Annotated in this window: 10 protein-coding genes; 8 read left to right on the plus strand and 2 right to left on the minus strand. The window is 36.0% G+C overall.

The annotated features are described in order from the left end of the window. Window positions 1-184: 184 nt before the first annotated feature. The gene (locus IGL30_RS05615) at window positions 185-736 is read right to left on the minus strand and encodes a DUF6580 family putative transport protein (protein WP_010719291.1); all 552 of its coding nucleotides are present in this window, start codon (window positions 734-736) and stop codon (window positions 185-187) included. Between the two features lie 144 nt (window positions 737-880). Here IGL30_RS05615 and IGL30_RS05620 point away from each other — a divergent pair, with 144 nt between their 5' ends. The 8 genes from IGL30_RS05620 to cbpB all read left to right on the plus strand — a co-directional run bounded on the left by IGL30_RS05620 (window position 881) and on the right by cbpB (window position 12,467). After that, window positions 881-3,379, plus strand: coding sequence for a vitamin B12-dependent ribonucleotide reductase (locus tag IGL30_RS05620; RefSeq protein ID WP_123874814.1), 2,499 nt, complete (start codon window positions 881-883; stop codon window positions 3,377-3,379). A 22-nt stretch (window positions 3,380-3,401) separates the two neighbouring features. Continuing rightward, window positions 3,402-3,965 carry a cob(I)yrinic acid a,c-diamide adenosyltransferase gene (locus IGL30_RS05625; protein WP_034699997.1) on the plus strand — a complete coding sequence of 188 codons (564 nt, stop codon included), beginning with the start codon at window positions 3,402-3,404 and terminating at the stop codon, window positions 3,963-3,965. Between the two features lie 110 nt (window positions 3,966-4,075). Next, window positions 4,076-4,474 carry a DUF4430 domain-containing protein gene (locus IGL30_RS05630; RefSeq protein WP_223603268.1) on the plus strand — a complete coding sequence of 133 codons (399 nt, stop codon included), beginning with the start codon at window positions 4,076-4,078 and terminating at the stop codon, window positions 4,472-4,474. Window positions 4,475-4,976: 502 nt separating this feature from the next. Further along, on the plus strand, window positions 4,977-8,906 hold the full coding sequence (locus IGL30_RS05635; protein WP_260221646.1) for a hypothetical protein: 3,930 nt from the start codon (window positions 4,977-4,979) through the stop codon (window positions 8,904-8,906). A 269-nt stretch (window positions 8,907-9,175) separates the two neighbouring features. Further along, window positions 9,176-9,997, plus strand: a complete 822-nt coding sequence (racE, locus tag IGL30_RS05640; RefSeq protein WP_010737494.1) for a glutamate racemase — start codon at window positions 9,176-9,178, stop codon at window positions 9,995-9,997. 3 nt (window positions 9,998-10,000) lie between these two features. Then, a complete protein-coding gene (gene rph, locus IGL30_RS05645; protein WP_123874813.1) occupies window positions 10,001-11,350 on the plus strand; it encodes a ribonuclease PH in 1,350 nt (449 codons plus the stop codon). Continuing rightward, complete coding sequence (locus IGL30_RS05650) at window positions 11,347-11,859, plus strand: metallophosphoesterase (protein WP_123874812.1); 513 nt, start codon at window positions 11,347-11,349, stop codon at window positions 11,857-11,859. Before rph ends, IGL30_RS05650 begins: the two co-directional genes overlap by 4 nt. 107 nt (window positions 11,860-11,966) lie before the next feature. After that, window positions 11,967-12,467, plus strand: a complete 501-nt coding sequence (cbpB, locus tag IGL30_RS05655) for a cyclic-di-AMP-binding protein CbpB (RefSeq protein ID WP_010719279.1) — start codon at window positions 11,967-11,969, stop codon at window positions 12,465-12,467. Window positions 12,468-12,557: 90 nt separating this feature from the next. Here cbpB and IGL30_RS05660 read toward each other — a convergent pair whose 3' ends face one another. Then, window positions 12,558-13,472, minus strand: coding sequence for a mechanosensitive ion channel family protein (locus IGL30_RS05660; protein WP_034697771.1), 915 nt, complete (start codon window positions 13,470-13,472; stop codon window positions 12,558-12,560). Window positions 13,473-13,584 lie beyond the last annotated feature (112 nt).

A 13,584-nucleotide genomic window follows, 5' to 3' on the forward strand; every position in this document is an offset into this window, starting at 1 on the left:
TAAACTCTAAAAATGATTACATAATAAATGAGTGTGGGATATTAATCAGAAAAAATTTGATTAATATCCCACTTTTTATGGCTAAATGAAAACTGGGACAGAAGAATCACTTCTGATTCTATACCCTAAAAAAAGTTAGACAAAAATGATCAGACGACTGATAAAATAAGGATTCTCACGTCATTTATTTTTTATATCTGTCATCAAGCGTCTTACTGTATAGCGGAAATAGTATTCGTTGGAATACGGGAAAGAGAATTAAATAAAAAAAGAAATTACCTATACCATGGGCGAGATCAAAAGGAAGTCCTTGAAAATAGTAAGCCCAAAAAGAGGGAAGTTGATAGATGAAAGTTTCAATTCGTGAAACAATCAAACCGTAAATTAATCCACAAATAAAGCTCAAAATTGCTTGAATAGTCACATGCTTAGCGACTATAGGTAACTGATTCATCCAATGAAAAAACAAAACAATCCCGCTGAAGGCGAGCATTTGACTGATTGTCCAAGTCCCTAATCCTAAATATAGATTAGTGATGAATAAGCTCAATATGGAGACGATTAAAGCATCTGTTAAAGAACCAAATGCCGCAAGTAGTAAAAAAATTGCTGTCATAGGTTGAATATTTGGTAACCAAGCAAAAAAAAGTCTGCCTACGACACAGGCAGCAATTAATAATGACAAATAAGCAAATTTGTGAATCGTAAAGTAAGGTTTTTGTTTAAATGTGTTCATCTTTTGAGGCTGCTCCTTCACTGATAATAGTTCTCATTATATCATAAATTTTTTTTATTACAAGATTGAAAAACACATGATGTAGTGTGATAATAATTAACAGACACTATATATAGTGTTTTTTTATGATAAGGTGGCGATGGAATGGGAATTTATTCAAAAAAATATATAGAAAAACTTAAGCAGGATATACGGAATTATCCAGAGGTCAAACCTATTGATCCACAAATGAAACTGACATTTGAAGGTATTTCACGCTTGGTCATGTTGGATCGATATACTTACAAAGATCCACATAATCAGACGTTAACCATAGGTGATCTAGTCGTCTTGACGGTACATGCGGATCCACAATACCCGGCTCGTGGAATTGGAACGATCATTCAGCACTCTGGAGACGATTTAACGATCGAAGTGGAAGAGGAATTTCGCTCCTCTTTGACTGATCCTGAAGAAATAGCTCGTGGATTCGTTAAAAGAAACAAAAGTGAAGTTGAAAAACCTTTAGAGCTGTATTATGAACAAATTGCTGCTCGAGTTGCTTTCGGAATTAGTCAAGTCGAGGGCGATAGAAAAGCTGAATTTTTTGAAGATTTTTACAAACAATTGACTGAACAAAATTTGATTCCTGCAGGAAGGGTGGTATATGGTGCTGGTACGCAATCAGAAGTCACATACTTTAATTGTTTTGTCATGCCATTTATTCAAGATTCTCGTTCTGGTTTAGCAAAACACCGAGAAGAAGTCATGGAAATCATGAGTCGTGGTGGTGGAGTAGGAACGAATGGCTCAACCTTGAGACCAAAATCAGCTGTCGTACATGGCGTAAATGGAAAATCTTCTGGTGCTGTTTCTTGGCTCAATGATTTAGCTAATCTCACCCATTTAGTCGAGCAAGGAGGAAGTCGCAGAGGGGCGCAAATGATCATGCTCAATGATTGGCACCCAGATATTTTTGAATTTATTATTTCAAAAATCCAGAATCCGTTGATCCTGCAACATTTGATAACTACAAGTCAAAATCCCCTAATCAAACAATCAGCAAGCGAGAAACTAGCTTTTTCTCCTTTAACTCAAGAAGAAAGGGAGCTATTTGAAGTCTTGGTTAAGGAAGAGGGGCTTTTGCAATTTGCAGAACATGCTTTCATCAAAGAGGCTAAGCAAAAATTAAAAATGGGTGGAAGTTATAGTGTCAAAGATCCTGACTTCTTAACAGGGGCGAATATTTCAATCTGTCTGACAAAGGAATTCATGGCAGCTGTCGCACAAGATAAGACCTATGATTTGCGTTTTCCTGCTATTGACGAGTATACAGAAGTAGAAATGGCTGATTATGATCAACATTGGGCTGAAATCGGTGATGTTCGTGAGTGGGAAGCGACAGGACGTAAAGTGAAAGTTCATCAAACAATTCGAGCCAGAGAGCTTTGGGAATTGATCACTTACTGTGCTACTTATTCTGCGGAACCAGGGATCTTTTTTATTGATAACGCCAATGAGATGACTAATGCTGCTGCCTATGGTCAAAAAGTCGTTGCAACAAATCCTTGTGGAGAACAGCCATTGACACCGTATGCGGTATGTAATCTTGCGGCTATCAATTTAGCGAATATGGTAGATGAGCACCAAGAAATCGATTTTCAAAAAGTTGCAGAAGTGGTTAGAACCAGTGTACGTTTCCAAGATAATGTTATTGATGCGACCCCTTATTTTTTTGACAAGAATGAGCAACAAGCAAAAGGGGAACGTCGTATTGGTTTAGGGGTGATGGGCTTAGCCGACTTATTGATCTATTGCGGCAAAACGTATGGCTCTAAAGAAGGAAATGCGTTAGTCGATCAATTGTTTGAAACGATTGCCGTTACAGCTTATCAAACGTCGATCGAATTGGCAAAAGAAAAAGGAAGTTTTCCTTATTTAGTTGGTAAGAACGAAGAAGAAACACGACAATTACGTGAGCGTTTTATCCATTCTGGGTATATGAAAAAGATGCCAGAACATATTAGGCAAGGTGTCTTAACTTATGGAATCCGTAATTCACACTTATTAACCGTTGCACCAACTGGCTCGACAGGTACGATGACTGGTGTTTCCACGGGATTGGAACCTTATTTCTCTTTTTCCTACTTTAGAAGCGGTCGCTTAGGAAAATTCATTGAAGTACACGCTGAAATCGTTGACGAATATCTAGCGAAACATTCAGAGGCAGATGCCTCAGAGTTACCGGAATACTTTGTCTCAGCAATGGAGCTTTCACCAGAAGCTCACGTGGATGTCCAATGTACGATCCAACGATGGGTTGATAGCTCCATTTCCAAAACAGTCAACGCACCTAAGGGATATCGTGTTAAAGAAGTAGCTGATATTTACGAACGACTTTATCAAGGTGGGGCAAAAGGCGGTACGGTGTATGTTGACGGTAGCCGAGATTCACAAGTCCTGACTTTATCAGCGGAAGAAAATAGTTTTACCGATGAGCTAGTAACATCAGAGGTACACCCAGATGTTTTGCTAACAGAAGCTTCAAACGACTCAGCAACGAGTGAAGAGCGCTGTCCGATTTGTCATGAAGGTACAATTGAAGAAATCGGAGGTTGCAGTACTTGCACCCATTGTAAAGTACAACTAAAGTGTGGATTATAAGGTTAAAAAGGAGCATAGTACCATGAAAATCTATACTAAAAGTGGTGATGCTGGGATGACTAGTATTATCGGAGGGCAACGGCTAGCTAAGTCAGCTTCTCGTGTTAGAGCTTATGGAAGTGTGGATGAAATCAATTCTTGGGTAGGAACGATCGTTGCAGAATTAGATCCTGATAAATTTGCGCTTTTGATCGAACAATTAATCCAACTTCAACGATTACTATTTGATATCGGAACAGATTTTGCCACACCAACGGAAGTCAAAGAACGGATCGTGACTAAAAAAGATTTGGAGAAAATGGAAGAAATGATTGATTTTTATCAAGAAAAACTACCGGTGATCGACAAATTTATCTTGCCTGGTGGACATCCAGTAGCAGGGCATTTCCATCTTGCCCGAACAGTGACCCGAAGAGCGGAACGTGAAATCACTGAATTGATTTTGGAAGAAACAGAAACGAATCAAATGAGCTATAAACTGATTAATCGGTTATCGGATCTCTTTTTTGTCTTGGCACGTTATGTCAATGTGGTTTATCATATTAAAGAACCATTCTATGAGCGAGCTGGGAAAGTATTCCATTAATTATTATCAGACCTTACTGTTTGAATTAAAATCTAACTGTCTAAGAATCATATCTATAATGTTTAAAGTGATAACTTAAGTTAATTCTTTTTACAAATTAATAAATAGGAGTGTTTTTTTTGAAGAAATTCATAGTATTATTAGCTGCTTTATCAAGTATGATCGTTATGACTGGTTGTCAATCACCTACCACGACAGAACAATCAAGCGCTCAATCACAAGCCACTACAAAAAAAGTGACCATCACTTTGCAAGAAGAGGGAAAAGAACTATCGGCAAAAAACGTTACTTACCAACCAAATCAGACCTTGCTGGAATTACTAAAAAAACAGTTTTCAGTGAAAGAAGACAATGGTTTTGTGACGGCAATTGATGGGCATGCACAAGACAAAGATAAAGGATTATATTGGACGTTCACAATCAACGGCAAAATGGCGGAAAAAGGAGCAAATGATATTAAATTATCACCTAACGATCAGATAGTGTTCAATTTAGCAACATTCAAGTAAGAGTGTAACAGTTCAAAAATTAACTTGAGCGTGCGGTCAAAGTATTCGTATGAACAAGCTGAAAAAACGAAAAGCAGTTATTCTGATTTTCGTTTTTTTTTGATTAGTTTTAATATCTGTTAAAAAAAGGTTTTTGGTCAATAAGAACTGATAAGTTGCGCAAAATTAAATCTGGGTCAGAATGTACCTCATTCTATCTCAGCTTTTTGTTCTTTCACTTTGTCTCATAATTTGATCAAAAAGCTTCTAATTTTCATGTTGATATTGATTTAAATTTGCAGGCTACATGTTCTTCTGTTTTTATAAAGTAATACTATTTTTGCAAATCACCGCACGTGGATGCCAAATATTCCCAGAGATTAAAAAAGATAATCTAGATTTTGAATAAATGCAATAGTATTAAATCCCAAGAATTTCTTTGTTTAGAAATAAAAGTTTTTGATGTCCTTTTTTTTCTGATAAATTTATAAAGCGTATATAAAATCTCAAAGGAGAAAACAGCATGCCAAACAAGGAACAGAATATAAATAAAAACAATGAAGAGAAAGTTAGCATACAGTCCCAAGATCAGCGTGGTTTTTTTTATAGACTATTCAATAAGTATAAATTTACGAAAAAGAAACGTACTGATCTGGAAACATCAGCAGCATTGGATAAAGATCTTTCTAAAGATGATCAAGCTTCAACTGAAGAAATCCCCTCCTATGAAGAAATCTCCACCTATCTAAAATCTTTTCTAGAAGAGAAAAATCTGTTACAACAAAGAAATATAGAAATAAATAGTAATAATAGAACCTTTTTTATTAACTATCTTAATGAAAAACATAGACTTAATTCAAACATGCCTTTGTCGGAAGAAACGAAAGCTGCACTAATAGCTATTACAAATACATATGAACTTTCAGTTGAAAAAACTACTCCTCAAGAGAAATTAAAGGCAATAGCAAATGAGCTTATAAATCGAAATCTTAGTACATTACAGGAACATGAGATTATTTACCTACTTGAAATAGAAACAAAAGACAGAGACACCCTTCGGACAATATACAAAGAATTAAAAAAAATACAAGAAAGTCAGAAAGACGCTAACGTAAAAGCTGTTACTATAGCTTTTACAAACATATATAAACTTTCAGAGGATCAACCTAACTCCCAGAATAATTTAAAGGCAATAGCAAAAACGATTGTGGATTTAGATCTTAGTGATGAACAGAAAAGAGAGGTTATTCTCGAACTTGAAATACCAAAAAAAGATAAAGACACTCTTCGGTCAATATACAAAGAATTAAAAATAATACAAGAAAGTCAGAAAGACGCTAACATAAAAGCTGTTACTCTAGCTATTACAAATATATATAAACTTTCAGAGGATCAACCTAACTCCCAGAATAATTTAAAGGCAATAGCAAAAACGATTGTGGATTTAGATCTTAGTGACGAACAGAAAAGAGAGGTTATTCTCGAACTTGAAATACCAAAAAAAGATAAAGACACTCTTCGAAAGATGTATTCGAACAAATTAGAGAAGAAATTGCAGAAATTGCATTGGGAAAGAGTTAGTATAGCTACAGCTATTTCAAGTAAATATCTACTTTCAATTGAAAAAACGACCCCTCAAGAGAAACTAAAGGCAATAGCAAATGAGCTTATGCATTTAAATCCTAGTGAAGTACAGGGAATTGGAAAGGATATTTTTCACCTACTTGAAATGAAAACAAGAGATAGAAAAACTCTTAGGACAATATATAACGAACTTAAAAAAACACAAGAAAGTCAGAAAGACGCTAACATAAAAGCTGCTACTCTAACTATTACAAATATATATGAACTTTCAAAGGATCAATCTAACTCCCCAGAAAAACTAAATAAAATAGCAAAAACGATTGTGGATTTAGATCTTAGTGAAGAACAGAAAAGAGAGGTTATTCTCGAACTAAAAATACCAGAAAAAGATAAAGCCACTCTTCGAGAAATGTACTCGGACGAATTAGAGAAGAACTTGAATGGGGAAAGAGTTAGTATTGCTAAAGATATTTCAAGTAAATATCAACTTTCAGTTGAAAAAACGACTCCTCAAGAGAGACTAAATACAATAGCAAAAAAGATTACGAAATTAGATCTTAGTGATGAACAGAAAAGAGAGGTTATTAGAATACTTGAAATATCAGAAAAAGATCAAGATACTCTTCGAGAAATGTACTTAAACAAATTTGAGGAGAAATTGAATTGGAAAATAGTTACTGCAGCTACAGCTATTTCAAGTAAATATCAACTTTCAGTTGAAAAAACGACCCCTCAAGAGAAACTAAAGGCAATAGCAAATGAGCTTATGGATTTAAATCTTAGTAAAGCACAGGAAAAGGAAAAAGAAGTTATTCATCTACTTGCAATAGAAACAGAAGATAGAGACACTCTTCGGACAATATACAAAGAACTAAAAAAAATACAAGTAATTAAGAAAGCTGCTACTCTAGCTATTACAACTAAATATGAACTTTCAGAGGATCAATCTAACTCCCCAGAAAAACTAAATAAAACAGCAAAAAAGATTGCGAAATTAGATCTTAGTGATGAACAGAAAAGAGAGGTTATTTTCGAACTTAAAATATCAGAAAAAGATCAAGACACTCTTCTGTCTATATACGAAGAACAAAAGAAAGCTGCTAATATAGCTATTATAAAAAAATACAAACCTAACGCCCAACATGATCTAAAGGAAATAGCAAAACATATTGCGAATGAAAGACGTAATAATGTCAAAAAAAAATCAACAGAATCAGAACAATTATTTCAGCAGAATGTACATGCTGTTGCTACTACTATTACAAATAAGCATCAGCTTTCAGAGGATCGACCTGCAACCTCGAATAAACTACATAGAATAGCAAATGAGGTTGTGAATTTAAACCTAAATATAGACCAGAAACTGGAGCTCATGCGTACGCTTGCCTTGACACAAGCAGACAAAGACAAGCTTCGGAATATATTCTCAAATAGCGTAATAAATGATAAGATCGTATCCCTATTGGCTGAAGAAATAAAAGTAGCTTACCAACTTTCAGAGAATAAAACTATCTCTCCAAAGGATTTACATAATATAGCAATTACCATTGAGAATAGTTCTCTTGATAAAAAGTATATGGATGCGGTTCCAAACGCTCTTGTCATGACAAGAGAAGATAAAGAGACACTTCGGGATATGATCAGAGAAAGAGCGAAACAACAAACAGAAAAAAAACAAGAAAATGAAGCAGACATTAAAATAAATGGGAAGACCATAGCTGAAGTACTAGATGACAACGCACTATTGCTATCTCGAGCAATGAACACTGCATTAGAACTTAAAGAGAACAAAAAGGTAGAACCAGAAATACTATCTATGATGGCAGAATTTATTGGTAGCAGAAAACTTAATGAAATAAATAGACGCAATATGCCTTATATGCTTACTCTGACTAAAGAAGATAAAAAAGAGCTTAATGAAATAATAAATGAAAAAACAACATTGCTAAATAAGGAACTCGAAATTTCACAAGAACCAGCTAAAATGAACCTAAGTTCAACATTAAGTCAAGGACTAAACAATTTAGATTCAAAACCAAAGAATCCACTACAGACATCACCAAAACCAAATTTAAGAACTCTACTAAATCAAAGTGAGAATACTCCAGGCTTGGAACCAAATACGTCGCCAAAACCAGGAACTTTACCAAAAGCACCAGCCCGGATTAATCTATTAAATGTTGTGGTACAGAATAAGATAGTCTCCCTATTGGCTGAAACAATAAAAGTAAATTATCAACTTTCAGAGAATAAAACTACCTCTCCAAAGGATTTACATGAAATAGCAATTACCATTGAGAATAGTTATCTTGATGAAAAGTATATGGATACACTTTCTGATAATCTTGTCATGAGAATAGAAGAAAAAGAAGCACTTCGGGATATAATCAGAGAAAGAGCGAAACAACAAACAGATAAAAAACAAGAAAATGAAGCAGACATTAAAATAAATGGGAAGACTATAGCTGAAGTAGTGGATGACAACGCGCTTTTGTTATCTCGAGCAATGAACACTGCATTAGCACTTAAAGAGAACCAAAAGGTAGAACCCAAAATGCTATCTACGATGGCGGAATTTATTGGTAGCAGAAAACTTAATGAAATAAATAGACGCAATATACCTTATATGCTTACTCTGACTAAAGAAGATAAAAAAGAGCTTAACGAAATAATCAATGGAAAAACAACTTTGCTAAGTAAGCTTCCCGAACTAGATAGAACAAACCCAAATACAATAGATCAAGTTCCATTACCATTGAATCAAAGACTAAGTAATCGAGGATCGGAACAAAATACTCTACCAAAACCAAACAAAAATATAAAACAAATGAATTCTTTATCTCAAGGATCAGCTGAAGTTAGTCGATAAACCATAATTGCTCATAGACTGGGACAAAACTTGTCTCAGTCTCTTCTAGTATCTCTAAAACGAATCGCAATCATTCATGATAAGTGTAGATAAAGAGCAATCTTCATCTGCTAAAAACAACTAACTTAAGATCATTAAGTCAAACTAGTGATTCTTTAGATCGACTGTGTGAGCTATTCAAGCTTTATGGATAGAAGTACAAAGGTAGTACTTGAAAAATCACCTTAAAAAGTCCACAATAAGGAAGATAGAATTTATTGAGAAAAAGGATGATACTATTGACTGATAATCGCCCGATTGGTTTTATTGATTCAGGTGTTGGTGGATTGACGGTGGTCAAAGAAGCATTGAAACAATTACCAAATGAAAATATCTTATATGTTGGAGATACTGCCCGTTGCCCCTATGGTCCTAGACCGGCAGAACAAGTGATCGAATTTACTTGGGAAATGACGAATCATTTGGTGGAACAAAACATCAAAATGTTAGTGATTGCCTGTAATACTGCTACTGCGGTTGCTTTAGAAGAAATCAAGGCGGCACTTCCTATTCCAGTCATTGGTGTGATCTTACCTGGGACAAGAGCAGCTGTTAAACAAACAAGAAATAAACAAGTAGGGATTATCGGAACCCTCGGAACGATCAAAAGTCGTGCTTATGAAACAGCGCTGAAAACGAAGGTACCTGAACTTGCCGTGACTAGTTTGGCTTGTCCAAAATTCGTTTCGGTAGTGGAAAGTAATGAATATCATTCGTCAGTTGCAAAAAAAATCGTTGCCCAGACACTAGCGCCATTGGTTACTAAGAAAATCGATACATTAGTATTGGGTTGTACCCATTACCCTTTGTTACGTCCGATTATCCAAAACGTTATGGGAGAAAGTGTAACATTAATCGATTCAGGTGCAGAGACTGTCGGGGAAGTTTCGATGTTGCTGGACTATTTTGAAATCAGCAATTCAGTCAATGAGGGGCGGACGTTATGCCAATTCTATACGACTGGTTCAGCTAAGCTTTTTAAAGAGATTGCACAAGATTGGTTGATGCTCGATCAGTTGAATGTTGAGCATATTGAATTAGGAGGAAAATAACAGATGCGTCACGATGGAAGACAACCTCAGCAGTTAAGAAAAATAAAGATTGAAACAAATGTTTTTAAACATCCAGAAGGTTCTGTTATGATTCACTTTGGTGATACGATCGTCAATTGTTCTGCTACGATTGAAGAAAACGTTCCGCCATTTTTAAGAGAAACAGGAACTGGTTGGGTAACAGCAGAATATAGCATGTTGCCACGTGCGACTCATACTAGAAATCGAAGAGAAAGCAGCAAAGGAAAACTTTCAGGACGCACAATGGAAATCCAACGGTTGATTGGTCGTTCGTTAAGAGCGGTCGTTGATCTGAAAAAGTTAGGCGAACGTAGTATTATCATTGATTGCGATGTTTTGCAAGCAGATGGTGGGACAAGAACGGCTAGCATCACAGGAGCTTTTATTGCGTTAAAATTAGCAGTCGAAAAGTTACTTCAAACAAAAGTTTTAGGTGAAGATCCAGTTATTGAACATTTAGCTGCTATCAGTGTTGGGATTTTACCCGATCAGACATGTGTGGCAGATTTAGATTATGAAGAAGATGCTGCAGCGCTAGTCGATATGAATCTAGTCATGACTGAATCTGGCAAATTTGTCGAGATTCAAGGAACTGGGGAAGAAGCAACCTTTGATGGAGAACAATTAAACGATCTGCTCTTTTATGGAAAAACGGCGATTGAGCAATTGATTCTTGAACAAAAAAATGTCTTGTTCGAGCAACGAGCAGAAAGAGAGGACGATTTGAAGACGATCGTTATTGCTACCAAAAATGCTGGAAAAGCAGAAGAATTTAAAGCGATGTTTGGCAAAGCTGGTTATGAAGTCAAAACATTGTTTGATTATCCTGAATTACCTGATGTAGAAGAAACTGGTTCAACGTTTGAGGAAAATGCTCGTCTGAAGGCGGAAACGATTGCTTATTTGTTGAATCAACCTGTATTAGCTGATGACTCTGGTTTGAAAGTAGATGCTTTAGGTGGCATGCCAGGAATCTACTCTGCACGATTTGCCGGTGAACACAAAAGTGATGCAGGAAACAATGCGAAATTACTTTATGAGATGACGGAGATTCCTGATGAGAAAAGAACGGCGCAATTTCATTGCACCTTGGTTTTTGCTGCACCGGATAAAGAAAGTCTAGTGGTGGAAGCGCAATGGCCAGGAAAAGTAGGAAGAATCCCAAGAGGAGACAACGGCTTTGGGTATGATCCACTATTTATTCCTGACGGTTCAACTGAAACTGCAGCCGAAATGTCAAGTGAAGAAAAAAACCAAGTAAGCCACCGGGCACAAGCAATGAAGAAATTGAGCCAAGTATGGCAAAGCTGGTTGGAAGGTGAAAACAAATGAACTATTTAGTTGTCAGTGATAACCATGGTGATCGGGAAATCTTAGCTGATCTAGTTGCTCGTTATCAAACGAAAGTGGATTTCTTCTTTCACTGTGGCGATTCAGAATTATCGCCAGAAGATCAATTGTGGACGCACTTCCATGTAGTCAAGGGAAATTGTGATTTCGGACCGGGATTTGTTGAAAAAGAGTGGGTTGATACTGTGAAAGATAAAATATTTATCACTCATGGACATTTGGCAAATGTTCGTTTTGGTCTTACTCAATTAGCGCTTGAAGCGCAAGCCAACCAAGCAACGATGGTCTTTTTTGGTCATACGCATCAAATTGGTTGTGAGGTAGTAGAAGGGGTCTTGTATTTGAATCCTGGAAGCATTTCGCAACCACGAGGACCGATCCAAATCCCTTCTTATGCCTTGATTGAACACAGTGGAGAACAAGTCAATGTTCAATATTATAATCGAGCGCATCAACCTGTCGAGGAACTGGCTTTCACTTTTTCCTTGTAAGCAAAAAATCTCTAATTTTTACTAAAATCTCGATTTTTTATATGAATTTTGCATCCGTTTTCGGTAAAATAATTATGTTGAAATGAAATTGAAATGGAGGCCCTCCAATGATTGGACCGATTGTAAGAGAGTTATTGCTACAAAATCGAGAGACTTTTTTGATCTCGGCTGAAAATGTAGCGAATGTCATGTATCAACATCCATTATCACATGGTTTGCTTGTTTTATCGAAAGTAGGTTATACGAAGATCCCTGTACTAGGAAAAGATGACCGTTTTGTGGGATTAGTTAGCTTATCTGATGTCGTCAATAAAATGATCGATCTACAAACAATCAGTATGGACCCATTAGAAGGATTAACCGTTGCAGATGTAATGGAAACGAATGTTGCAACGATCGATGAAAATTGGGAACTAGAAGAAGTTCTCCATTTATTAGTTGATTCACCTTTTCTACCGGTTGTTACAGAAGACAAAGTTTTTAAAGGGATCATTACTCGAAAAGAACTACTAAAGGCAGTCAACTATATGGTGCATGAATTGGAACGACGAAACATTGTTTCGCCTAAAGTCGAAGAATTAAAAGAAAAGTTAGACATCGTTAGTTAACGATTAAAGCAAAAAAGATTGAGACTGATTACACTTATTTCTCCATTAAGGTCATTTAATGGAAAGCGTAAGGAATCGTCTCAATCTTTTTTATTTCAAGCTGATCGGGCTGTTAGGAATGGTAAATCCTGCTGTTGTCAATTCTTTTACATAAGAACTCAAAAATTCTTCTTTCAAAACAAATTGTTTTCCATTCAAGGCATAACAAATGGTTCGAATCGCAAAATTACTGTTCCCTAAATCGACTAATCCAAAAATTGTTGGTTCAGTTTGTAAGTCGTCTTGGTATTTTTCAGCTAATCGTTGATTTACACGATCGATGATTTCGTAGATAGAATCATAGCCTTCTTCCGGCACGATGCGAATATCAAGTAGAACTTGCATATTCGCTCTGGATAGGTTGCTGATAGTCGTGATGTTTCGATTGGGAATAAAGTGGACCGTACCGTCTACGGCTTTTAGCTGTAACGTCCGAATACCGACAGAAGCCACTGTTCCTTCAATTGATAGATTCGCTAATTTTACATAATCTCCGACATCCATTTGTTGTTCCATAATAATGAAAAAGCCAGTAATCACATCACTCATAAAGCCTTGTGCGCCCAATCCAATTGCTACCCCAGCGATTCCCGCTCCTGCCAACAATGAACCAATCGGAACACCAATGACGGATAAAATCGCATAAATAAAGAAAAAACCCATCGTGTATTGGAAAATCGTATTTAACAGACTGTGTAACGTTTTTAAACGACTTTCATTCAAAACCGATTTCTTAGAATATTGTTTAAAAGATTTATCAATTAAATATTTTCCGACACGGTTGAGTATGGCAAATAAAAGAATTAAAAAAACTAAATAAAGTCCTTTTTGGATAAAGGTTGCAAAAATTGCATCCCAATCGATCGTATTCCAGAAACGTTGGAAAGCATTCACTTGGTGGACTGCTTGGTCAGTTAATGTTTCACCTGTGGAAGTGGTTGCTGTTGTCGCTAGTTGTAAAAACATAAGATCCCCTTTTCTAAAATATATACTCACTACTGTATTGTAACAAGAACGAGGGAAAAAGAAAATCAGCAAAACTGTTTCAAATTTCAGAAATTTTCCAAAAAATAAAATG

Origin of the sequence: Enterococcus sp. DIV1089c, assembly GCF_050530965.1 — a bacterium.
In the GTDB taxonomy this organism is placed as follows: Bacteria; Bacillota; Bacilli; order Lactobacillales; family Enterococcaceae; genus Enterococcus_B; species Enterococcus_B hirae.